The 22257-nt window shown below is 50.8% G+C and carries 21 protein-coding genes; 13 read left to right on the forward strand and 8 right to left on the reverse strand.

Annotated features, from left to right (window positions below):
* Position 1: 1 nt before the first annotated feature.
* From WDY75_RS08485 to WDY75_RS08500, 4 genes are read right to left on the reverse strand one after another with little or no spacing between them, the layout of a single operon-like run.
* A complete protein-coding gene (locus tag WDY75_RS08485) occupies positions 2-1108 on the reverse strand; it encodes a YheC/YheD family protein (RefSeq protein ID WP_036643312.1) in 1107 nt (368 codons plus the stop codon).
* Positions 1105-2478, reverse strand: a complete 1374-nt coding sequence (locus tag WDY75_RS08490; protein ID WP_006212057.1) for a YheC/YheD family protein — start codon at positions 2476-2478, stop codon at positions 1105-1107. The genes WDY75_RS08485 and WDY75_RS08490 overlap by 4 nt, the downstream gene beginning before the upstream one ends.
* Entirely contained in the window at positions 2475-3611 is a 1137-nt protein-coding gene (locus WDY75_RS08495) for a YheC/YheD family protein (protein ID WP_063480367.1), read from the reverse strand. Before WDY75_RS08495 ends, WDY75_RS08490 begins: the two co-directional genes overlap by 4 nt.
* A 15-nt stretch (positions 3612-3626) precedes the next feature.
* Positions 3627-5021 (reverse strand): YheC/YheD family protein, encoded by a 1395-nt coding sequence (locus tag WDY75_RS08500; RefSeq protein ID WP_006212055.1) that lies wholly within the window; start codon positions 5019-5021, stop codon positions 3627-3629.
* A 137-nt stretch (positions 5022-5158) separates the two neighbouring features.
* Between WDY75_RS08500 and WDY75_RS08505 the strand changes: the two genes are divergently transcribed.
* From WDY75_RS08505 to WDY75_RS08520, 4 genes are all read left to right on the forward strand, one after another.
* Positions 5159-6325 carry a DUF445 domain-containing protein gene (locus WDY75_RS08505; RefSeq protein ID WP_063480366.1) on the forward strand — a complete coding sequence of 389 codons (1167 nt, stop codon included), beginning with the start codon at positions 5159-5161 and terminating at the stop codon, positions 6323-6325.
* Positions 6326-6395: 70 nt separating this feature from the next.
* The gene (locus WDY75_RS08510; protein ID WP_006212053.1) at positions 6396-6743 is read left to right on the forward strand and encodes a YlbF family regulator; all 348 of its coding nucleotides are present in this window, start codon (positions 6396-6398) and stop codon (positions 6741-6743) included.
* A gap of 115 nt (positions 6744-6858) precedes the next feature.
* Complete coding sequence (locus WDY75_RS08515) at positions 6859-7134, forward strand: hypothetical protein (protein ID WP_063480365.1); 276 nt, start codon at positions 6859-6861, stop codon at positions 7132-7134.
* Positions 7135-7323: 189 nt separating this feature from the next.
* Positions 7324-8658: a DRTGG domain-containing protein gene (locus WDY75_RS08520; RefSeq protein WP_006212051.1), complete on the forward strand. Its 1335-nt coding sequence runs from the start codon at positions 7324-7326 to the stop codon at positions 8656-8658.
* Positions 8659-8734: 76 nt separating this feature from the next.
* On the opposite strand, the gene WDY75_RS08525 is transcribed toward WDY75_RS08520, so the two are convergent.
* From WDY75_RS08525 to WDY75_RS08535, 3 genes are all read right to left on the reverse strand, one after another.
* Positions 8735-9046 (reverse strand): YtpI family protein, encoded by a 312-nt coding sequence (locus WDY75_RS08525; RefSeq protein ID WP_006212050.1) that lies wholly within the window; start codon positions 9044-9046, stop codon positions 8735-8737.
* Positions 9047-9127: 81 nt separating this feature from the next.
* A complete protein-coding gene (locus WDY75_RS08530) occupies positions 9128-9631 on the reverse strand; it encodes a hypothetical protein (RefSeq protein WP_063480364.1) in 504 nt (167 codons plus the stop codon).
* Between the two features lie 3 nt (positions 9632-9634).
* The gene (locus tag WDY75_RS08535; RefSeq protein WP_006212048.1) at positions 9635-9961 is read right to left on the reverse strand and encodes a YtrH family sporulation protein; all 327 of its coding nucleotides are present in this window, start codon (positions 9959-9961) and stop codon (positions 9635-9637) included.
* 177 nt (positions 9962-10138) lie between these two features.
* On the opposite strand from WDY75_RS08535, the gene WDY75_RS08540 reads away from it, so the two are divergent.
* From WDY75_RS08540 to WDY75_RS08575, 8 genes are all read left to right on the forward strand, one after another.
* Entirely contained in the window at positions 10139-13882 is a 3744-nt protein-coding gene (locus WDY75_RS08540) for a DNA polymerase III subunit alpha (RefSeq protein ID WP_063480363.1), read from the forward strand.
* Positions 13883-14028: 146 nt separating this feature from the next.
* Positions 14029-14523 (forward strand): phosphatidylglycerophosphatase A, encoded by a 495-nt coding sequence (locus tag WDY75_RS08545; RefSeq protein ID WP_006212045.1) that lies wholly within the window; start codon positions 14029-14031, stop codon positions 14521-14523.
* A 155-nt stretch (positions 14524-14678) separates the two neighbouring features.
* Positions 14679-14867 (forward strand): hypothetical protein, encoded by a 189-nt coding sequence (locus WDY75_RS08550; RefSeq protein ID WP_006212044.1) that lies wholly within the window; start codon positions 14679-14681, stop codon positions 14865-14867.
* Between the two features lie 92 nt (positions 14868-14959).
* Entirely contained in the window at positions 14960-15853 is an 894-nt protein-coding gene (gene accD, locus WDY75_RS08555; protein ID WP_006212043.1) for an acetyl-CoA carboxylase, carboxyltransferase subunit beta, read from the forward strand.
* The gene (locus WDY75_RS08560; RefSeq protein WP_036643304.1) at positions 15853-16845 is read left to right on the forward strand and encodes an acetyl-CoA carboxylase carboxyltransferase subunit alpha; all 993 of its coding nucleotides are present in this window, start codon (positions 15853-15855) and stop codon (positions 16843-16845) included. Before accD ends, WDY75_RS08560 begins: the two co-directional genes overlap by 1 nt.
* A 120-nt stretch (positions 16846-16965) precedes the next feature.
* Entirely contained in the window at positions 16966-18393 is a 1428-nt protein-coding gene (gene pyk, locus WDY75_RS08565; protein ID WP_006212041.1) for a pyruvate kinase, read from the forward strand.
* 98 nt (positions 18394-18491) lie between these two features.
* Positions 18492-19007 carry an acyl-CoA thioesterase gene (locus tag WDY75_RS08570; protein ID WP_036643303.1) on the forward strand — a complete coding sequence of 172 codons (516 nt, stop codon included), beginning with the start codon at positions 18492-18494 and terminating at the stop codon, positions 19005-19007.
* 4 nt (positions 19008-19011) lie between these two features.
* On the forward strand, positions 19012-19404 hold the full coding sequence (locus WDY75_RS08575) for an FxsA family protein (RefSeq protein WP_036643301.1): 393 nt from the start codon (positions 19012-19014) through the stop codon (positions 19402-19404).
* Between the two features lie 130 nt (positions 19405-19534).
* On the opposite strand, the gene ytvI is transcribed toward WDY75_RS08575, so the two are convergent.
* Positions 19535-20653: a sporulation integral membrane protein YtvI gene (gene ytvI, locus WDY75_RS08580; RefSeq protein WP_006212038.1), complete on the reverse strand. Its 1119-nt coding sequence runs from the start codon at positions 20651-20653 to the stop codon at positions 19535-19537.
* Positions 20654-21034: 381 nt separating this feature from the next.
* Here ytvI and citZ point away from each other — a divergent pair, with 381 nt between their 5' ends.
* Positions 21035-22147 carry a citrate synthase gene (citZ, locus tag WDY75_RS08585; RefSeq protein ID WP_006212036.1) on the forward strand — a complete coding sequence of 371 codons (1113 nt, stop codon included), beginning with the start codon at positions 21035-21037 and terminating at the stop codon, positions 22145-22147.
* The last annotated feature ends 110 nt before the right edge of the window (positions 22148-22257 follow it).

The following is a 22257-nucleotide window of genomic DNA, read 5'->3' on the forward strand; positions in this document are numbered from 1 at the left end:
CCTATCGTTGATTGATCAGATAGTCGGAATATTGAAAAATCCGCTCAAGTGACTTTTTACGGATGGCCGGTTCGTCAAATTTCATCGGTCTCGAGTTGGCTTCGAAAAACCAGAGGACGCCTTCGCTGTCAATTCCAAGATCCATCGACATTTCACCATGCGTATGGCCGGAGCTTTTCTCAATCTGCCGGGCCATGTGCACGGCTGCTTTTCTAACTTCACTAAGAATGGCCTCAGAGCGCTCCTGACCGAACACGATTGGAAGCAATTTCTCGGGATCCTCAATGGTTCCTCCGCGGGGAACATGTGTGGTTATGCTCTTGGCACCTGCCATGCGAGCGCCGATGCCAGTGACGGACCACGCACCAAACTCATTCTTTTGCACAAGAATTCGAAGGTCAAAAGCGCGTCCATGGACCTGGGCCAGCTCGATTCCCTGCTGGATCAAGTAAGAGCTCCCTTTGGTTTCCTGATAGACGCGATTCCAGAGCCGTTCCAGAGACGCCGCTTTATAAGTCGTGCTGTTCTTGTTGTTCTGAATTTGAATGCGGTAAGGAAGGGAGTTGTTCCTCTGATACCGCACTCTCATGATGCCTTGCCCGGCTTTTCCATCCTCGGGTTTCAGATAAAGGTAAGGCTTCCGTTTAATCATCTCGTATAAAGTGGGGAAGCCTTTCATACGCTTCGTTAGAGGAGCCCATTTTTTAGTTAAGCGTGATTTGTTCAGCCACGAGAAGAGCTGCCATTTATTGAAGAAGTGCGGATTGTAAATATCGATGTGGGGGTGCTTTTGGCATTCCTTGATTTTGCGGCGGACCCAGGGGAGGGATTCATCCTCCCGGTATGGAATCCGGTTGTATATAACCTGGGGCAGAGGACAGAGCCTCTGCTCCCAGGAATTGTCGCTCTGCAGTGTATAGCCCTTGACCGTACCCGAGTTTAGTTTCAGATCACGCACGGTTACTACATAGACCATAAAGCCCATATCTTTTCCCGTCTTGATGATTTCCTGAAAGTTCTGCCGGTTGCCCCTGAACATGGAATACGAATCATGCATGGTCAGAATAGCTACAACCGGTCTTCCATCACTCTCCACTCGGCTGATCACGAATCATTCCCCCTGTGGAAGCCACTCAGATACATGCTGTGCTCAAAAATATGCTCGACCGATGCTTTTCCTTCCCCTTTGAGCAAAGGATGGCTGAAGATCGATCTGCCGGGCTTCGAATTCGCTTCAAACATCCATATTCTCTCGTTATCATCAATGCCGATATCGAACCCGATTTCTCCCAGCAGATGCGGATGATGATTCTCGATGGCTTCGGACATCGCAATGGCGGCGTCCTTGGCGCGCTCCAGCACATCACGCGACCTGGAGCCGAAGGCACGGGAGAGCGCCTGCTCCGGTGTCATTAAGGAGCCGCCGTTCTTGATATGCGTTGTTACGCTGCCCCGGCCGGCTTTTTTGGCACCGATACCGACCACCGACCAGCGGTTCTTGCTGTTCTTATGCATATGGAATCTGAAGTCGATGGGGCAGCCGTCAATTTCAATAAGCCGAATTCCCTGCTGGATGACATAATTCTTCAGCTTGGAGCCGTGTTTGGCCTGAAGCATCCGCATCATGCTGTTAAAGTTCGGGAATTTCAGCAGTGTGTTACCACCGTTTCCGTGATATCGCGCATAGTATCCTTTTTTGGGGAGGTAGGTCAGCCGGTAGATGCCGAGTCCTAAACTTCCGGCTGAGGGCTTATAGTAGACAAAGCTATGGCGTTCCATCATATCCTTGATCCGCTCGGGACTTGGATTGTTATAGGTTTCTGGTAAATATCTTCCGGCCTGCACGTCGCCGTCCAGCTGTGAATACACATCCGATTTATTGAAGAATGCCCAATTGAAGAATTTGATATTGCGTTTGCCAAACCGGTCTCTGAGCTGATTGGTGAACGGGGAGAAGTCGGTTTTCCGGCTGGGCAGGCGGTTATAGACCACGTCAGGAAGCGGAACGGTTTTGCGCACAAAGCCGCCGTTAGAGCCGAGCATATAGGCCTGCACGGTTTCACGCTGCCAGTTGATATCCCGCGGGGCGAAGGCATATACAAACATCTTCTTATTGCCCTCACGAAGCAGCTGCTTGATATACGAAGTCCTGGCGCCGAACGGGCTGGATGGATTATGTGGTCCATCGGACAGAACGCCAACAACGGGCCCGAGTTCGATTTCTCCGTCACGGGGGGAATGAATATAGACGGGTCCTTGTCTGGGGACATTGATGCTGTTTCGGACGCCGTTGCTTAAATAGATATGTTTCCCCGACCGCTCTATCGGTTTCACAGAAGCGGACACGGCATTGGTGCCGATGCGAAGCTGAATGGATTTCCTGCTTGTTAGTCCCAGGCTCCGAAGCAGCGAACCGGATAAAAAGACGACTTTTTCGGGCTGCTGCGAGAAATGAATATTTCCGAAATTCAAACTCATGTATTTACCCTCCTAAGTTGTCGAAGCAATAAATAACGGGCGTATTGAATCGGATGTTCGACGGACAGCCGGGCTGCGTCACCATCTCCCGTTAGTGTAAATGCGCGTCGGCCAGGTTTGGAATTGACCTCCAGAATCCATACTCGCCCGCTCATATCCACGCCGAAATCGATTCCCAGTTCCCCAAGACGGCCGAACCCTTCTTCCAGCAGTGAAGGAAGCTGGGCGGACAATTCCCGGATGGTCTGAATGATCTTCAAGGCCTTCTCTTCCCCGAAATCGGAGGTTAGATATGGAAGGGCGGGGTAAGCCGTACCGCCTCCATGAAGGTTAGAGGTCAACCCCTGGACAGCTCCTTGCCTTACTGCAATTCCTGTAATGGACCATAAGCCGCGATCATTCTTCTGGACCAGCGACCGGATATCGTACGGCTCCCCGTTACGGTTATGAAGCTTCAGGAAGGGTTGAATGATAAATCGGCGTCTGCCGGTAAATCTCCGCACCCAGTCGTTCATCTTCTCCAAGGGAATGGTCTGCTCGAACATGCGATTGCTCCGATCTCTCCCTTGCAATTTGACATGCAGCTCATCTATCCAGGAGATGCACAGCGTGTGACGACCCTGAGAGCCTCCGCTTGGCTTCATAAAAATGCCGCTGCCAAAAGCCAGCAAAGCCCGGTTCAGTGATTCGTCTCCCGTATAACTTAAGGTTGCAGGAAGATAAGGTCTTAAGGCGGCTGAATGCTTCAATAATTGATGTACTTTTTGTTTGCCTGGCAAACCGCGCGACCATAGTCTGGAACCTCGTTGTAACATGCGGTTTAGAGATTCGCTTGCGGCGGCGGTTTCCTCGCCGTTTCGATGCAGACCTCGGTCATAGATGATATCAGGCAGTGGAAAGCTGCCGGAACTCCACTGTTGATCCGGGCCGTAACAATACCCTTTGATTCTGTCTGAACGGCTTCCTGCATCGTCAGCAGCAAAAGCATCGTCCGGGCAAAAAACAAATACCTGCATTCCGAGCTTCCTGCCCCTCAAGCTTAATTCACGAAGAAATTCCTTCTCGGCAAAGGGAGGGGAACCTGGTCTGCGGCATACCATGACACCCAGGGTGCCTATCATGTTTAAGGACATAAGGTTCTCCTTTTTTTAAAGACCCGTCAAGAATTGACAATATTGAACGAGGCGTACGGCTGAAGGTCTAACTTTGGAGTCGGCATTCAGCGGTGCATTTTCACCTTTGGAAGGCTTGGAATTGACTTCAAGGAGCCATATGCGTCCTGACGTATCAATCGCCAAGTCAATGCCGAGCTCACCGAAATGATATGGAATGGCAGCCTCCAATCCATGAGCGATGTCCAGTGCGATCTGGTTCATTCGAGCAGGCGCTGTTTGTTTGGAGGTTAACGGAATTCCACTCATCGCAAGCGCATCCTTGACGGCAGAGAGCGTACCGCCTCTGGCAAGATTGGACACAAAGTGATTTCCGCCGGCGATTCGGGCTACGACAGAAGTCACCGACCATTTGCCGTTTTTGTTTTTATGAACAAGCACGCGAAAATCGACGTTTCGCCGGTTGATGCGGATCAAATCCAATCCTTGCTGAATTTGATAACGCGTTTTCTTGATTTTTCCTGATAAGCTGCTGAACAGCTTTGGAAGCGAGGAGTAGGTATTTTTCTTGATTCCTTCAAGAGAGGTGGTCATCGTCTGATAATGGCCGTTCTCTTGGCGGGATATCCGGATGATTCCTTTTCCCAGACTTCCACGTACCGGTTTTAGAAACACGGTCCGATAAGCGGCACACATTTTTTTGAGGGTTGGATAACCGCTGAGTAAATAGGATTCAGGCAAATACTTTTGAAGTTTCGCATCAGGTCCGAGTGCTTCAAAAACATCGGATTTATCGAGAAATTTCTCATTGAAGATGTGGGTGCCGAATCGTGATTTTACTTCTCTCATAAAATGCTGTACGCTAGGACTATTCTCCAGTTTGCGGGTAGACAGCCGGTTATTAATGACGTCTGGAGCTGGAACGCTGAGCTTTTTCCACCCCGCGTCATAGGCAATCGCTTCAAGTGTCGACGGGTTCGAACCGATCATGTCAGGGGTAAAGAAGTATACATATGCGCCTTGTTTCCTGGCCGCGTTTACCATTTCCAGGCAGAAGGCTGAAATGGATCCGAAAGGTTTGTCTGGCTCATCCGGGTGATAGCGACTGACCATAACCCCGATAAGCGGACCGAGCTTCAGAGTCCTTTCTAATGGAAAATATTTGACATTCATTACGGTTCGAGGAAGAAGTCCCGAATTGCTGAATACGGAAGGGTTAAGGTGCAACGAGTTCGATTTACCTCCTGAAGTGACTTGAATTTCCTGCTTGAAGGAGCCAAAGGCAAGCTGTATCGGCGAATCTGTGGGGATACGGAGCTGTCTTATGAGCCGATCACCAAGCTTGATATCGTTATCCGGAAGCTGGGCTGAACGGACTAATTGAACCGATATCTTGGATTTGGTGTTGGGTTTAATCTTGGATTTGCGCATGATGGATCTCCTTCCGACAACAACTGGATACTTAAGTGAACAGACTAAGAACTTCATCTGATCATTGCATGTAATGCATCATATGAGGACATATATCCCTTGGTGATTGTACTGCTCGGGAAAAAGGAGTGCTTAAAATGCCGAACTGGCTGTTTATTTTGGTGAACGTGTGCGTAGCTGCTTTTGTCGGCGGCATCACCAACCACTTTGCGATAAAAATGCTGTTTCACCCCCGCGAAGAAAAAATTCTGCTGGGTCGTCGCCTGCCATTTACACCAGGCTTGATCCCGAAGCGCAAGGAAGAAATCGCAGAGTCGTTGGGACATGTGGTCTCGGACTATCTGGTGACAAGCGAAGGACTGCAGGAACTCATCCGCAAGCCCGTATTCCGGGCCAAGATGGAGGATACCCTTCATCGGAAGCTGGTGGAATGGAGCCAATCGGAACGGAGCCTGGGAGACTTGGCGTTGAAGGTATGGAGTCCCGAGCAGTGGGAGCAGGTAAAGATTCGGGCCGAACAATCGGCGCGCTCGCTTACGGCCCAGGGCGCATCTGCAATATGGCATGGGTATGAGCTGGGAGCCAAACCGCTGAAGGTGCTTGTTCCCGGTTGGTCGGAAGAAACGATCGAGGGCTGGAGCAGGGCAGCCACTGATATGGTGCTGAAGGAACTGGGGAGCACGCTGCTGTCAGCCAAAGGCCAGCTAATGCTATCGGATGTGGCTTCCTCGCTCATCGATAAGGCGGGCGGATTTTTGGGCACAATGGCTTCGATTTTTGTGGATGAGGATAAACTGATTCAGAAGCTGACCCCCATGCTGATCCAGCAGCTTGAGGGAGATCAGGTTCGTAAGACGATTACGGACATCATCTCAGGAAAATTGTCATATTACGGCGATATGCCGCTTGGGGAGGTCATCGAGCATGCAACGGGCGAGCCGGGGCTGACGTGGATCGAACGCACATTGGATGATAAGCTTCCTTGGTCCAAGTGGATTCAGCAAATCGAAAATCTTCGCGTTGCCGACGTGATCGGGACGCGGATGCCTGCCATCGAGGCGGCGCTGCCGGGCTTGCTTGACAAAGCCCTGGGCTTCCTGGAGCGAGGCGTTCCTGTGGCCATGAAGGCTGTTAATTTACCACAGCTTGTTCAGGAGCAGGTCCAGAAATTTCCCGTTGAGCGGCTGGAAGAGGTCATATTAAGCGTCTCGGGGCGGGAATTCAGGGCCATTACGTGGCTGGGCGTCCTGCTGGGGGGAATGATTGGATTGTTCCAATCGATGTTAACCCTGCTCTGGAGATAGATGGATATTCATCGAGTGCAAAGCAAACAAATACGGCAATGAGGCCGAACATAATTGGAGGAAATTAAAAATGAACATCTATGATAAAGCGCACGATTTGGCAAAAGCGATGAAGGAAAGCCAGGAGGTACAGGAGATTACGGATGCGATGAAACTCGTGGATGCCGATCCGGAGAGCCGACGCATGCTGGATGATTTCCGTCAGCGTCAGATGGAGCTCCAGCAGCGCATGATGTCGGGGGATATGCCGGCACAGGACGAAATGGAGAAAATGGAGAAACAGTTCGATGTGCTTAGCCTGAACCTGAACATTCGCCGTTTGTTTGATGCAGAGCGCCGTCTGAGTGTTATTATTGAAGACGTGAACAAGATCATTTCAGATAGTCTTCAGCATCTGTATGGCCCAGGCCAACAATAAATTCGTCATTGGCATAGCCGAACTGGATAAATTTCGAAAACTTGTCTCATAAATTGTGCAGACTCCTCATAGAGTAGAAATATAGATTTCAGAGAGTAGAGGAGCTGCGTTTACAATGAAAAAGAAGAAGAACAAGTTTAAGCACACGGCTTATTTGTTGGTCGCACTGGGCATGTTGATATACGCCCTTCCTAGCATTTCTTTCACAGGAGGGTTCTCATGGGTTTCTCTGTTCGGTGCAGTCTGGGCTGGATTTGCCCTGCTCGTTATCGGCTCGCATCTCTATTACCTTATCGGTGTTGATGATGCAAAACAGAAAGCACTTGATGAGATTCGTAAGGAAAAAATGCATCAATGGGAACTGAAATGGCCTGAAGAACAGAAGAGCTAGGAAGCGAATTAATAGCAGGGGACGATAAGTACCGCGACAAGAACAAATAAACTCCCTAGGGCGGATTGGATGGCTGCACCCATCCGGTATCCGCAGGGGAGTTTTTTGCGTTGGCCGGGTATGGGAGCTTGTTAGGACGTGATATAATAGATACAGTATGGTACAGATAGTGTTCCGGGGGTGTAACAGATGGACGTTCGAGATGATACGATTACAAAACACGAGCAGTTGGTTCAGCATATCGAAAGTTTGAAGGTTGGGAGCAAGATATCCGTCCGCCGATTAGCCAAAGAGATGGGGGTGAGCGAGGGTACCGCTTATCGTGCCGTGAAGGAAGCGGAAAGCCTGGGCATCGTGGTCACCAAGGAACGGATCGGCACGGTTCGCGTTGAACGCAAGCCGCGGAACATATCGGAGCAGCTTACGTTTGCGGATGTTGTTGAAATTGTGGAGGGGCACGTATTGGGCGGTGCGGAAGGGCTGAACAAGAGCCTGCACAAATATGTGATAGGTGCCATGAAGGTAGAGGCGATGATCCGGTATATTGATGCGGGAAGCCTCATGATTGTTGGCAACCGGGAGGATGCGCATTTCCTGGCATTGGAGCAGGGAGCGGGAGTATTGATTACGGGCGGTTTCGGTACGAGCCGTGAAGTGAAGCAGCTGGCAGACCAGTTGGACCTGCCCATCATATCATCCCGACATGATACGTTTACGGTAGCCTCCATGATTAACCGCGCCATTTTTGACCGTTTAATTAAGAAGAAAATTATGCTGGTCGAGGATATTGCTCATGATAAACCCAAGAATCACCAGTTGAAAAACTCTGTTACCGTTCAGGAATTTAAGCGGATTATCCAGGAGACCGGAGAGATTCGGTATCCGGTAACCGATGAATGGAACCGGGTCATCGGCATCGTCGGGGTTCGGGATGTGGAGGGATTGGCCGAATCCCAGCCGATCGAGAAAGCAATGACCCGCAATCCGGTAACGGCAAGTTTGAAGACGTCCCTCGCTTCAGCGGCACAGATTATGATGTGGGAGGGAATCGATTTTCTCCCGATTGTCGATAGGAACCGCAAGCTGCTCGCAACCGTCACCCGAAAAGAGGTGCTTGGCGCACTTCGCGATGCCCGAAACCAGCCTCAGCTTGGAGAGACGTTTGACCAGCTGATCTGGAATGGCATTGCCGAGGATCGGGATGAGGAAGGGCATTTGTTTTTCCACGGCTTTATTACTCCCCAGATGGCCACGGATCTCGGTACGATTTCTCAAGGCGTGCTCACAACGGTGATGAGTCAGGCGGCTGTCAAGGCTGCCAAGGATATCAGCGGGTGGGATCATGTATTGGATCATCTGTCGACCTATTTCATCCGGCCCGTGCAGATTGAGGATCCCATCGTCATTATTCCGAAATTGCTGGAAATCAGCCGGCGCACCTGCAAGATGGAGATCGAAATCCAGCATCAATCCAGTCTGATTGCCAAAGCGGTCATGACGATGCAGGCCATCGATCATGGATAATACAAACGCTTGAAATATAAAGGGGCATCCCATAGGTCGCTATGACCTGACGGGATGCCCCTTCAGCTTAATTCACTCAGCTTGCAGTCCGGGAATTCTTCAGCCTGTTGTAATAGGTGCGGCTTCGAAGCCCGGCAAATATATTAAATGCGCCAAGCACCATAAACGCGGCCTCTACAATAACGGCCGGCGTGGAGCCGCTGAACAAAAACATACAGATAAGCGATAGGGAAACCAGCATAATGCCCATGCAGAGGTTCATCATGGACATATATAGTCCGCGATCAGCCGGATCGGCCACTCGGCGAGCACGAATACTGTACAGCGCAGCGGCAATTACGGACAAGACAAGGATAATGTACAGGACGTAGTGAATGACGGTTATCATGGAAGGCTCCTTTAGTTCGGCTATGTGCTCACGATGCAGCACAGCATATACGATTCGATCATTTACGATAACGGTATTGTATCATGATATGCTTGACTTTGCATCCAGATGGTCAATGCTGATCCAGATTTGCAGCACACCCTCCATGACCAGCATGGTCTTGATTTGGACTTTGTAATCTTTATCGCGAACGTTGTAAATTTTGTCGCTGAGGAGCGAACGGGTCAGCTTGCTGTCCGTATCGATATCAAACACGTTCCGGCCGCGAAGGGCTGCCAGATCTTCCCCCATGAGTTTTATGATATCCTTGCTGATCACGGGATCAAGAGGGGCTTTGGCGTCTTGCTCGCTGCGGATCTTGATTTCCTTGATGACCGTAGATTGTTTATTGTATTTTTTTAACGAATCGATATCTTCTTTATACTGCGTGATTTGGAGCTGCTGGGCTTGATTCGTTTCCCACAGTTTAGTGTAGCTTGCGTGGTAGATCGAGTTGTAGACGATGCTGCCGACGACCATCCCCAGCACGAAGATGGAAGCAACCTGATAGAAGGGGCGAAAGCGGTGGGCTGGGGGCACTCGCATAGGCTAGCTCCGGCTGGAGCAAACCCATTTTACGAGTTCGCTGCCCATATGCGCTCCGAGAAATGCAAAGCCAAGATATAATATTTGCTTGATCGCAGGGGATAAATTGCCGCCAAGCATATTGCTCTCGATGACGCGCATCGGATCGATGGTGCCTCCGATGGCGGCAGCAAGCGCCCATATCTTGATCCGGTCTGCGACCTCCAGCATGGTATGGGTGGGGGGCTGCAGGGACAGCACGGCACCCACGCCTCCCACCATAGCGCCCCCCAGGACGATGCCGAAGGCTATAAAAAAGTCCAGGATCGCTTTTGATAAAAAAATGCTCATCGCCTCATGTCTCCTCTCTTCTTAGGTGGATATCACGGCAGCCGCCTGTCCACATTCTCCCTAGTCTCATTCTATGGGCGGGCCTAGCATGATTATGATAAAATGGAATAAAGACTTTTAAAGATATTCCCGGGTTGACTATAAATATAAATGTACCGGCGAAAGGAAGGCGTTACGATGAGCTCTTTCGTGCATTTGCACGTGCATAGTGAATACAGTTTGCTCGATGGAGCGGCACGTATCGGTGACCTGGTGCGGGAAGCGGCAGCGCTTGGAATGAAATCGCTGGCGCTGACGGATCATGGCGTGATGTATGGGGCCATTCCATTCTATAAAGCCTGCCTGGCGCAGGGCATTAAACCGATTATTGGCTGCGAAGCCTATATTACGGCGGGTTCCCGCAAGGAACGGGGCAGCCGGAAGGATCAGCCGATCTATCACTTGATTCTGCTCGCCAAGAATGAGGTCGGCTATCGCAATTTAATGAAGCTCTGTTCGATCGGGCATCTGGAGGGTTACCATTACAGACCCCGAATCGATATGGAGGCGCTGGCTGCCCATCATGAAGGCATCATATGCCTCAGTGCTTGCCTGGGAGGCGAGGTCCCGCAGCATCTGCTTCATGGACGTGAAGCGGAAGCCAAGGCAGCAGCGCTTCGTTACCAGGCGATATTCGGAGATGACTATTACCTGGAGCTGCAGGATCACGGGATTCCGGAGCAGAAGCGCGTCAATCCGCAGCTCATCGCGCTCAGCCGTGAGACGGGTATTCCACTCGTAGCTACCAATGATGTGCATTACCTCACGGAGGAAGATGCCGAGGTTCAAGACGTTCTGATCTGTATCGGTACGGGCAAAACGGTGGAGGACGAGGACCGGCTGCAGATCCAGACCAACCAGCTGTATCTCAAGAGCGGCAGTGAAATGGAGCGTCTGTACCCCCATGTGCCGGAAGCGATACAGAATACAGCCAAGATTGCGGACCAATGCAATCTGGAGCTCGAATTCGGCAAATCGATTTTGCCGGAGTACAGCTCTCTCCCCGAGGGAAAGAATGCTGCGGAATATCTGCGCGAGCTTTGCCTGAACGGACTGCAGGAACGCTACGGGATTACGGAACGGTGGCAGGATGAGGCACTTCGGAGTGAGCTGGAGCAGCGTCTGAATTATGAGCTCGGCGTCATCGAGAATATGGGCTTCAGCGACTATTTTCTGATCGTATGGGACTTTATTGCTTACGCCCACAGACAGGGCATCGCGGTTGGGCCCGGCAGGGGCTCGTCGGCGGGAAGCTTGGTCGCCTACACCCTTCAGATTACAAATGTTGATCCGATGAAATATAAATTGTTGTTTGAACGCTTCCTGAACCCGGAGCGGATTACGATGCCCGATATTGATATCGACTTCAGTGACGAGCGCCGGGATGAGGTTATCGATTATGTGGTGGATAAGTATGGGAAGGAGCATGTCGCCCAGATCATCACGTTCGGTACGATGGCGGCAAGGGCGGCTGTACGCGATGTCGGCCGTGCGCTGAATGTGCCGTTCGGGGATGTGGACAAAGCGGCCAAGCTGATTCCTAACCATCTTGGCATCAGTATTGCCAAAGCGATGGAGCAAAGCCCGCAGCTGAAGGAGCAGTACGAAACAAGACCGAAGGTGCGCGAGCTGATCGACATGGCGATGAAAGTGGAAGGTATGCCGCGGCATGCTTCGACGCATGCCGCGGGTATCGTTATTTCACGCGATCTGCTGACGGATGCGGTGCCGCTGCAGGAAGGCAGCGAGAAGACAGCGCTGACGCAGTATTCCATGGAGAATTTGGAGAGCGTGGGCCTTCTTAAGATGGATTTTCTGGGTCTGCGGACGCTGTCCATCATCGAGCGGACGCTGAAATGGATTCAAGAATTGACCGGCGGGGCGCTTGATTTCGAACAGATACCGGATAACGATGGCAACACGTACGAAATGCTGGGGCGCGGCGAAACCACGGGCGTATTTCAGCTTGAGTCCGCAGGTGTAAGGCGGGTGCTGAAAGATCTGAAGCCTTCGGCGTTTGAGGATATCGTATCCGTGGTCGCCTTGTATCGACCAGGTCCGATGGAATTTATACCGAGGTTTATCCAGGTTAAGCACGGCCAGATAGATCCTGAGTACCCTCATGAGGATCTAATTCCAATACTTGGCGATACTTATGGGATCATTGTCTATCAAGAGCAGATCATGCAGATTGCCTCGACGATGGCGGGCTTCTCTCTCGGGGAGGCGGATCTGCTTCGCCGAGCGGTATCGAAGAAAAAGCGCGAGGTGCTGGACCGGGAGCGCAGCCACTTCGTTTCGGGCAGCCTCAAGCTTGGCTATAGCGAGGATGAAGCTAACCGCGTGTACGATATGATTGTGCGGTTTGCGAACTATGGATTTCCACGTGCGCATGCTGCCGCCTACGGCGTACTCGCCTTCCAGACGGCTTATCTGAAGGCACATTATCCGGTTCCATTCATGGCTTCCATGCTGACCGCCGTTATGGGGAGTCACCGGAAGGTTGCAGAATACGTGCTGGAGGCTCGCCGCATCGATATTGAAGTGATGCCGCCCGATGTCAATGAAAGCGGGACATATTTTACGCCGGTTGTAAGCCAGTCTGAATCCGGCAGCCTGGATGAAGGGAGTCATCATTTCACCGAAGGCGGCATTCGCTTTGGGCTTGCAGCCATCAAGAACGTGGGCACCCAGGCGGTTGAGAATATCGTGGAGATACGCCGCGAGAAGCCATTTGAAAGTCTGCTCGATTTTTGCCGCCGCGTAGACCTCCGCGTATGCAACAAGCGCGTGATCGAGTCACTCATCCAGGCCGGGGCCTTCGATTCCTTGCCGGGTCACCGCTCCCAACTGGTGGCCATGCTGGATGAGACGGTGGAAGCAGCTGTGAAGTGGCGTAAAGAGCGGGACGACCTGCAAATTCAGCTGTTTGACTTTGTTGAAGCAACCAATTGGGACATTGAATATCCTGACATCCCGCCTTATACGGCAGGTCAGCAGCTCGAATTCGAGCGTGAGCTTCTGGGTATGTATCTGTCCGGCCACCCGCTGGATGGATATGAAGATACACTGACGGAGTCGGGGGCCGACCGGCTAATGGACCTTCATGAAGCGGCAGACGAATCGATGGCTGCCGTGGCCGGTATGGTGGTTACGCTGAAGACGATTACGACCAAACAGGGCAAAGCGATGGCCTTCATGGAATGCGAGGACCAAATCGAGCGCTGCGAGGTTGTGCTCTTTCCTGAAGTATGGAAACGAAGCGCGCATCTGATTGAAAAAGGCGCCCTGCTTGCCATACGGGCCAAGGTACAGCTGCAGGATGAAGGCTTCAAGCTGCTGGCCGAAGAAGTGGCGCCGCTTGAAGCGCAGACGCTGCGTCAACTGGTCCAGCGGAGCAAGGTCCGTGGAGCAGCAGGCGGCGGCAGGGGCAAAGCCGGGGGACCAGGATCAGGCAGCGGCGGGGCTGGAAGATCGGGTCCGGGTCCGTCAGGAGCACAGCCGGTTTCCACTGCAGTGCCATCGGCAGAGCCGGCCGCGGCACCGGTGAGCACCATGAATGGCGGTGAGACGACCCCGTTTGGAAACGAAGCCGTAAACAACCGCCATGCGTCCGAGAAGGATTCTCGTACAGACACAGCGAATCCTAAGGCTGAGCAGCGCGTGTTTGTGAAAATAACAGCCGATGCCGAGCAATCAGAATTGCTGGTGAAGCTGAAAGAGCTGCTGCAGCGGCACCCGGGACCTGTCGCAACGGTGTTATTTTACGAGCGGAGCCAAAAGGTCCTTGCACTTAGCGATGCCTACCGGATTAAGCCCTCGAAGGAGCTTTTTGCTGAAATGGAGGGCATGCTGGGACAAGACACCGTCAAGGTAAAATGATATCAAAATTTAAGAACGTTTCTAATCCCTCCCGCATACAATTAGGACACTACAGGAAACATTGGCCGAGTATCGCCAGCCCAACAGGCTCTCCACGACATTTAATCCAGTGGGGAATTCGGCCAGAGACGCGGGGGGGATTTGTGATGTCAATTGATTTGGCAGAGAGCATGCTCAGCCGCAGGGGAGTCAGCGTAAGCTCCATCGCGGATATTGTGTTTCAGCTTCAGAAGCGATATCATCCGAAATTAACGATCGACCAGTGTGAGGAAAGCGTTCGAGCAGTACTTGGCAAGCGGGAAGTGCAGTATACGCTGTTTACGGGCATTGCGCTTGACGAGCTGGCAGAGAAGAAGCTGCTGCCGGAGCCCTTGCAGTCGATTATGGAACAAGATGAACCGCTCTACGGTGTGGATGAGACCATGGCGCTTGGTGTCACAAGCATTTATGGCATGATCGGATTGACCAGTTTCGGTTATTTGGACAAGGAAAAAATGGGTGTGATTGAGACGTTGAATGATAAATCCGACGGGATCCATGTGTTTTTGGACGATCTCGTTGCAGGTATTGCCGCTGCCGCTTCTTCGCGGATCGCGCATCGAAATCCCGATGCGGCCCTCTACTCTGCGGGTTCTGACTGATTATCGCGAGTGCTGTCGAATGATGCATAAGGGTACAAATTTGGCTTTCAGCCCCCTGCTCTCTTTGTTGAGGTAAAAACTGAAGTATGTTATCATTATCCATTATATCGGCTCAGGATATGCCTGTGGGACGAGATTAGGGGGATCTGAAAGGCATGTGGACGGTAATCTATATTGCGCCAACTGCAAAGGTGGCGGAAATGATCAAGACCAGGCTAACGGAAGAAGGTTTTTTGGTTCAAAGCCGTCCTGTGAATCTTTCCAAACAGCAGTTTGAGATTTTGGTACCCTCCGGAGAGCTTGAGGAAGTACAGGAAGTGTTGAATTCGATATTGCACCCCTAGTTTCACCTGGGTTACATAGCGAAGCAAGTGTACGGATCGGCGAAGTGCTATTTGCGGCGGCCATTCAAATTTACGGCTGGAGAGGTGTAGTTGTGTTTAAAGACTTGTTTCAGAAAAAAAGGAAATACGCAACGATCCCATCGGAACGACTTGGGACAGCGGGGCAGCCTCAGGAAGGCGAACGCCCGAAACGGGAAATTCCAGAAGGTCTGATGAATAAGTGTGCCAAATGCGGCACCATTCAATACAGCAAAGAGCTTGAGAAGAATCTGAAGGTCTGTCAGGAATGCGGACATCACATGCGTCTGAATGCGATAGAACGGATTAGCATGACATTGGATGAGACAGGCTTCGAAGAATTTGATGCCGATATGATCTCGGTGGATCCGCTGCAGTTTCCTGGATATGCAGCCAAGCTGGAGCAGCAGAAGATGAAGTCCGGACTTCATGATGCGGTTATTACCGGTCACGGCTCCATCCTGGGCCAGCCCGTTGTTGTGGCTGTGATGAGCTTTGATTTCTTCACGGGAAGCATGGGCTCCGTCGTAGGGGAGAAAATTACGCGCGCCATTGAGTTTGCAACGGACAAGCGTTTGCCGCTTATTATTTTCTCTACCTCCGGCGGTGCCCGGATGCAAGAAAGTATTCTAAGTTTGATGCAGATGGCCAAAACAAGCGCAGCCCTATCCAGATTCAATGAACTGGGCGGGCTGTACATTTCAGTAATTACGGATCCGACGACCGGCGGCGTATCCGCCAGCTTCGCAACCCTCGGCGATATTAACATTGCCGAACCGGGTGCCGTATTCGGTTTTGCGGGCCGTATCGTTATTGAACAGACCATTCGCCAGAAGCTGCCGGACGACTTCCAGACAGCGGAATTTAATCTGGCACATGGTCAGCTTGACATGGTTATTCATCGGAAAGATATGCGCTCCATGCTTGGCAAGCTGCTGGAGATGCATTCCGTGAAAGGGGGATTCTAATGTCAGGCGAATTGCCTTTTGAAATGCCTCTTGCAGAAATGCGCAAGAAGATTGAAGAACTGAAACAATTCGGACAGGAAAAAGGGATCGATTTCACGGATGAAATCGCCCGCCTCGAAGAACGATATAGCCGATTGGAGGAAGAAATTTACACTTCGATTTCACCTTCCCAAAAAATGCATCTGGCCCGTCACCAGCAACGTCCGACATCGCTTGATCTGATTCAATTGGTCTTCACCGATTTTATCGAGCTGCATGGGGATCGACTCTATGGGGACGATCTCGCAATCGTCGGCGGATTGGCCAAACTTGACGGCATTCCCGTTACGGTGGTTGGTCAGCAGCGCGGCAAAGATACGAAGGACAATATCGCCCGTTTCTTCGGAAGTCCGCATCCGGAAGGCTTCCGCAAAGCCCTGCGACTTATGCAGCAGGCAAACAAATTCAAGCGTCCGATCATCACCTTCATTGATACAAAAGGCGCATATCCGGGTAATACAGCTGAAGAAAGAGGTCAGTCCGAGGCGATTGCCCGTAATTTACGGGAAATGTCGTCTCTTGGAGTGCCTGTTGTTTGTGTGGTCATCGGCGAAGGTGGAAGCGGCGGTGCTCTTGCGATGGCCGTAGGCAACCGTGTGCTGATGCTTGAGCACGCGATTTATTCCGCGATATCCCCTAATGGTGCCGCATCCATTCTGTGGAAGGATGCGTCCAAGGCAGATCAGGCTGCGGAAGCGATGAAGATTACCGCGAAGGATCTGCTCGAAATGGAAGTCATTGAGGAGATCATTCCGGAGCCTAAGGGCGGTGCCCACCGGAACTATGAGGAGACGGCTGCCGCGATCCAAAGCGCCCTCATCAGCCAGCTGAAGGAGCTGTCGGTGATGGACGCCTGTGAGCTTAAGGAAGACCGTTACCGCAAATTCCGCAAGATCGGCGAATTTGATTTTGCGAAGGCCGAAAAGACGGAACAGGAAGACATTATACTGTAAAAGTCTGATGAGTATGTGACGATATGACAAAGTTCCTATACAAATGAGATTTTTTGTAGTAGATTTAGTTGTTGGAAAAAGAGATATAGAGAACCCTTTAATAAACGGAGGAAACCCAAAATGCGCAAAACAAAAATTGTATGTACCATCGGTCCTTCCAGTGAATCGTTGGAAAACACCAAGAAGCTCATTATGGCTGGCATGAACGTGGCTCGTCTGAACTTCTCTCACGGCGACTTCGAGGAGCATGGCAACCGGATTAAAAATATCCGCCAAGCTTGCGAAGAGTTGAACAAAACGGTAGCGATCCTGCTTGATACCAAAGGACCGGAAATCCGTACAGGTAAACTTGAAGTGGAACCGATTGAGCTTGTACAAGATGAATATATCACCCTTACTACCGAGGAAATCCTTGGTGATAAGAATCGTTTGTCCATTACTTACAAAGAGTTGCCGCAAGACGTTCAAGTCGGATCGACGATTTTGATCGATGATGGTCTGATCGGTCTGACCGTAGTGGAGATTGAAGGCACGGAAATCAGATGCCGCATCGTTAATGGCGGAACCATCAAGAGCAAAAAAGGTGTTAACGTACCGGGAGTTGCAATTTCCCTCCCAGGAATTACGGAAAAAGACGCCAACGATATCATTTTCGGGATCGAACAGGGCATCGATTTTATTGCTGCTTCCTTCGTTCGTAAAGCAAGTGACGTGCTTGAAATCCGCGAATTGCTGAAAAGACACAACGGAGAGCACATCCAAATTATCTCCAAAATCGAGAATCAACAAGGCGTTGATAACCTTGACGAAATCCTTGAAGTATCCGACGGTTTGATGGTTGCCCGCGGTGATCTGGGCGTTGAGATTCCTGCAGAGGAAGTTCCATTGGTTCAAAAACGCATGATCGAAAAATGTAACCTGGCTGGCAAACCTGTTATCACGGCTACCCAAATGCTGGATTCCATGCAGCGCAACCCTCGTCCTACCCGTGCGGAAGCAAGTGACGTGGCGAATGCGATTTTTGATGGTACAGATGCCATCATGCTGTCCGGCGAAACGGCTGCAGGTAAATACCCGGTGGAGTCCGTGTTGACTATGTCCCGTATTGCGGAAAAAGCGGAGTCTGCACTGAATTATCGTGAAATGTTCTTGAAACAGCGCATCGCGCAGGATACCAGCGTTACAGAAGCGATCAGCCAATCGGTAGCGATCTCCGCACTCGATTTGAATGCAAAAGCGATCATTTCGTCCACGGAGTCCGGTCAAACGGCTCGCATGGTATCCAAATACCGTCCAGAGGCTCCTATCGTCGCTGTAACGACTCAAGACAGAACGATGAGACGTTTGGCACTGACTTGGGGCGTGACGCCGGTTAAAGGCGAACAGGCTTCTTCTACAGACGAGATGTTTGATTATGCTCTGCAAGGCGGCGTGAAGTCCGGACTTGTTAAAGAAGGCGATCTTGTTGTCATTACAGCAGGTGTGCCGCTTGGCCGTTCCGGTTCTACCAACCTGCTGAAAGTGGATCAAATCCCTGCGCAGAAGTAATTTCGATTAACAGGAATCGCGAGATTCTGAATATAGCTGCATACAAGCAATGGACGATGAACTCTATCGACCATTGCTTTTTGCATAGATAAGGGGTGATGACATTGCCTAGCAAAGACGAATGGAGACCCAGCCGCTGGTACTGGACATCCTTTCGGGTGCGTTATCAGGAAAGTGATCAGATGGGCGTGGTATATCATGCTAACTACTTAAACTGGTTTGAGATGGGTCGAACCGAAATGATTCGTGAATTGGGATTTTCTTATCGCGGAATGGAAGAGGAAGGCGTATTGCTCCCGGTGGTTGACCTTGACATCAAGTACCGCCAGCCAGCCCGATATGATGATTTGGTTACGGTATTCACTCGAATGACTGCTTTCTCTCCGCTTCGAATACACTATGAGTATGAGGTTCGTCTACTGAGTGGGCAGGAGCTGGATGATTTGGATGCCAGTATGATGTTCCCGGAATCCGGACTTCCCGGTGCATTGTTAACCGCAGGGGCAACCCGTCATGTATGGCTGAACCGTGAGTGGAAGCCGGCTCGACTGGATAAATGCGCTCCAAAGCTGTATGATGCATTGAAGGACACCCTCTTGGGGAGGAAGGAGTAGCTTCATGTTCAAATGGTTGTTGGCAGCATTTATCTTCGTGCCTGTCATTGAAATATTTGGTTTCCAATTCGTTGCGGATCGCGTGGGCGGTATGAATACATTTCTTCTGACATTGCTGACCTCTGCCGTCGGCGTTGCTATGATGAGGTTTGAAGGCCGCAAAGCGATGGAAGATGCCAAACAGAGAATGAATTCAGGTATGGTTCCCGGTGTTTCCATGGCGGATGGCTTATGTATATTTGCAGGTGGAGTACTTCTTATTCTGCCGGGCTTTGTCACTGACATTATCGGATTTACGCTGGTATTTCCACTGACCCGTCCGTTGTACCGAATTTTGCTGCTGAAGTGGATGAAGAAAAATATGAAGAACGGCAAGATTACGATTTTTCGCAGATAAATCCAAAAAAGGCTTCCCCCATATATGACCGGCCCATCAGGGGCCGGTCTATTTATATGGGGCACTGCACTTTCATGGAGCTCAGCGGCCTGTAAATTACATCTCTCCTCCATGGAGAAGTTAGGGTCAGTTACCTCACCCTGCCCCCGATAATGTAATTCCTGAGATCCTTGAATACATGGGCCCGCCGGAAAGCATCCACAATGACAAGTGAAACCGGACCAATGATCAGACCCAGAATGCCGAACAGCTTCAGTCCGACAAACATGCCGAACAAGGCGGCCAGCGGGTCTAATCCCACGCTGCTGGCAAGCACCTTGGGCTCCATGATCTGCCTGACGATCAGGATGATGCTGTACAGCACTGTCAGTCCGATGCCGAGCGTCAGGTCATCGGACATGAAGGCATACAGCGACCAGGGGATCAGGACGATTCCGACGCCAAGATAAGGGAGAAGATCCACCAATCCTATCAGAAGTCCGATGGCAAAGGCGGAATTGACGCCGAGTGCATACAGCGTGATCATGACGATAAAGGCCGTAATGGATATTAGGATCAGCTGGGCTTTGGCGAATCCGAACAACGCTTTTTTGAGGTCCGAGAAGATATAGGTCATGGGTTTATGGATGACGCCCGGAATCATGCGGAACAGCGCCCGATTATGACGCTCCCAGCTATTGCTGAGAAAGAAGGTGGAGAGCAGGACAACGATGAAAATCGTGCCTAAATTCGGCAGGTAATAAATAATTTGCAGAATTCCGTTAAAAATACCAGTAACCAGGTCGGTCACGGCCGTACCGATGGTTTGTGTAGTGCGGGTCACGTTTTGATTGATGGTTTCATGGTAGTTGGGGTTGTTCTGATAGAAGCGGCCGATCTCATTGACAATATTCTGGAAGCTGTCATTTTGCGTCCAAGAGGTAAGCCAGTCCATCCAGGCGTCGATATGCAGGTTGAAGGACTGGGAGAGGGTGATCAGCTCCTTGACCAGCCTCGTAACAGCTGCAGTCAGAATCAGCAGAGCCGCACCGAAATACAGCAGCAGGGACAATGAGACAGCCACCCAGCGCGGCAGCTTCATGCTCTGCTGGAGCAGGTTGACGCACGGATTCATGGCATAGGCGATGACCCAGGCCAGCAGGAAGGGGTAGAGCAGCGGCAGCAGTACATATATCAAATAGGCAGTCACGAAGATGGAAGACATCACCCACACTCCACGGCCGATGCGTTTGAGCATCAATCGTTCCATTGAATCACACTCCTTTTGCGGCTGACTTCAGGGACGAGCAGAATGGGCTCATTCTATACCTATGCGAGGAGTTTCAATATAAGGATAAAGAGTTCGAAAACGTCCATCTTCATGATTCGACAATGAGAAATATCATAGGTATAATGGAATTGTAAGTGATTTCAAAAAAATGTTTATGGTGTCGATAAAACATTTTGATGCGGCGAATGTCGTCGCTTATGTTCACATATCAGACAAAATCCAGTATGATATGAGAAGGTTTTGTGACTAGGACCATAGCAATTTTTTTGCGTGTTTTTCTTTTTCATCCGACTTCATGAAAATGTTTTCATGAAAGTCAAAACCGTTCAGTTTATCCCGATCACAAAGGAGAGATGATGCATGACAGCTACCAAGGGTTTGGAAGGCATTGTAGCTACCACCTCCGCGATTAGTTCGATCGTCGATGGCGTTCTGACCTACCGTGGATATGATATTGACGATCTCGCAGAACATGCAAGTTTTGAAGAGGTAGCCTATCTGCTCTGGTTTGGAAAGCTTCCAAACGCAGAGGAGCTCAAGGCGCTCCAGCAGGATTTGAGCGACTACGCTGCAATTCCGGATGAGCTTATTGAGCAGATCAGATTGTATCCGAAGGACGGCAATACGATGGCTGCGCTTCGTTCCGCTGTATCCGCGCTTGCGCTGTACGACGCAGAAGGCGATGATATGAGCCGTGAAGCGAATGAGAAGAAAGCGGTTAAACTGCAAGCTCAGCTTCCGACTATTATTGCTGCTATCGCTCGTGTGCGTCAGGGCAAGGATCCGGTAGCTCCCAAAGCCGGCGTCTCCATTTCGGAGAACTTCCTGTATATGCTGAGAGGCGAGGATCCTGATCAGACTTCCATCAAGGCGCTGGATCAGGCGCTCGTCCTTCACGCGGATCACGAGCTTAATGCATCCACGTTTGCAGCCCGCGTAACCGTAGCAACACTGTCTGACATATATTCCGGTGTTACTTCTGCCATCGGCGCACTCAAAGGTCCTCTGCACGGCGGTGCGAACGAAGCCGTTATGAAGATGCTGAACGAAGTCGGTTCGCTTGATCGGGCACAGGCTTACATTCAGGAGAAGCTGGACAACCGTGAGAAAATTATGGGTTTTGGACATCGTGTTTACAAAAACGGCGATCCCCGCGCGAAGCATCTGCAAAAAATGTCTCGTGAGCTTGGTGAAATGAAAGGGGATACCACGCTGTATGACATGTCGGTTCTGATCGACGAGACGGTTACAAACCAAAAGGGTCTGAAGCCGAACGTTGATTTCTATTCCGCATCGGTTTATACTCAGCTCGGCATCGAGCAGGAGTTGTTCACACCGATTTTTGCCATCAGCCGCGTATCCGGATGGACTGCGCATATCCTTGAGCAGTATGAAGGCAACCGTATTATCCGCCCGCGTGCAGAGTATACAGGTTTGACCGATCAAAAATATGTGCCGATAGAACTTCGCTAAGTGACTGGCAATCATGTACAATAGGCTAGAGAACCGCTTAAACGTGAGCGAATCGCGGCTGGCGGGTTTCTCTGTGCCTATTCACATGGATTTTTCTGAATGGCTAGAAA

Source organism: Paenibacillus glucanolyticus (assembly GCF_037333485.1).
Lineage (GTDB): Bacteria > Bacillota > Bacilli > Paenibacillales > Paenibacillaceae > Paenibacillus_AQ > Paenibacillus_AQ glucanolyticus.

What these genes read in the sequence shown, in the direction of transcription:
- WDY75_RS08490 (WP_006212057.1), bottom strand. Translation starts at nt 2,478, where the DNA reads ATGAGTTTGAATTTCGGAAATATTCATTTCTCGCAGCAGCCCGAAAAA.
- WDY75_RS08495 (WP_063480367.1), bottom strand. Translation starts at nt 3,611, where the DNA reads ATGTCCTTAAACATGATAGGCACCCTGGGTGTCATGGTATGCCGCAGA.
- WDY75_RS08500 (WP_006212055.1), bottom strand. Translation starts at nt 5,021, where the DNA reads ATGCGCAAATCCAAGATTAAACCCAACACCAAATCCAAGATATCGGTT.
- WDY75_RS08505 (WP_063480366.1), top strand. Translation starts at nt 5,159, where the DNA reads ATGCCGAACTGGCTGTTTATTTTGGTGAACGTGTGCGTAGCTGCTTTT.
- WDY75_RS08510 (WP_006212053.1), top strand. Translation starts at nt 6,396, where the DNA reads ATGAACATCTATGATAAAGCGCACGATTTGGCAAAAGCGATGAAGGAA.
- WDY75_RS08515 (WP_063480365.1), top strand. Translation starts at nt 6,859, where the DNA reads ATGAAAAAGAAGAAGAACAAGTTTAAGCACACGGCTTATTTGTTGGTC.
- WDY75_RS08520 (WP_006212051.1), top strand. Translation starts at nt 7,324, where the DNA reads ATGGACGTTCGAGATGATACGATTACAAAACACGAGCAGTTGGTTCAG.
- WDY75_RS08525 (WP_006212050.1), bottom strand. Translation starts at nt 9,046, where the DNA reads ATGATAACCGTCATTCACTACGTCCTGTACATTATCCTTGTCTTGTCC.
- WDY75_RS08530 (WP_063480364.1), bottom strand. Translation starts at nt 9,631, where the DNA reads ATGCGAGTGCCCCCAGCCCACCGCTTTCGCCCCTTCTATCAGGTTGCT.
- WDY75_RS08535 (WP_006212048.1), bottom strand. Translation starts at nt 9,961, where the DNA reads ATGAGCATTTTTTTATCAAAAGCGATCCTGGACTTTTTTATAGCCTTC.
- WDY75_RS08540 (WP_063480363.1), top strand. Translation starts at nt 10,139, where the DNA reads ATGAGCTCTTTCGTGCATTTGCACGTGCATAGTGAATACAGTTTGCTC.
- WDY75_RS08545 (WP_006212045.1), top strand. Translation starts at nt 14,029, where the DNA reads ATGTCAATTGATTTGGCAGAGAGCATGCTCAGCCGCAGGGGAGTCAGC.
- WDY75_RS08550 (WP_006212044.1), top strand. Translation starts at nt 14,679, where the DNA reads ATGTGGACGGTAATCTATATTGCGCCAACTGCAAAGGTGGCGGAAATG.
- WDY75_RS08560 (WP_036643304.1), top strand. Translation starts at nt 15,853, where the DNA reads ATGTCAGGCGAATTGCCTTTTGAAATGCCTCTTGCAGAAATGCGCAAG.
- pyk (WP_006212041.1), top strand. Translation starts at nt 16,966, where the DNA reads ATGCGCAAAACAAAAATTGTATGTACCATCGGTCCTTCCAGTGAATCG.
- WDY75_RS08570 (WP_036643303.1), top strand. Translation starts at nt 18,492, where the DNA reads ATGACATTGCCTAGCAAAGACGAATGGAGACCCAGCCGCTGGTACTGG.
- WDY75_RS08575 (WP_036643301.1), top strand. Translation starts at nt 19,012, where the DNA reads ATGTTCAAATGGTTGTTGGCAGCATTTATCTTCGTGCCTGTCATTGAA.
- ytvI (WP_006212038.1), bottom strand. Translation starts at nt 20,653, where the DNA reads ATGGAACGATTGATGCTCAAACGCATCGGCCGTGGAGTGTGGGTGATG.
- citZ (WP_006212036.1), top strand. Translation starts at nt 21,035, where the DNA reads ATGACAGCTACCAAGGGTTTGGAAGGCATTGTAGCTACCACCTCCGCG.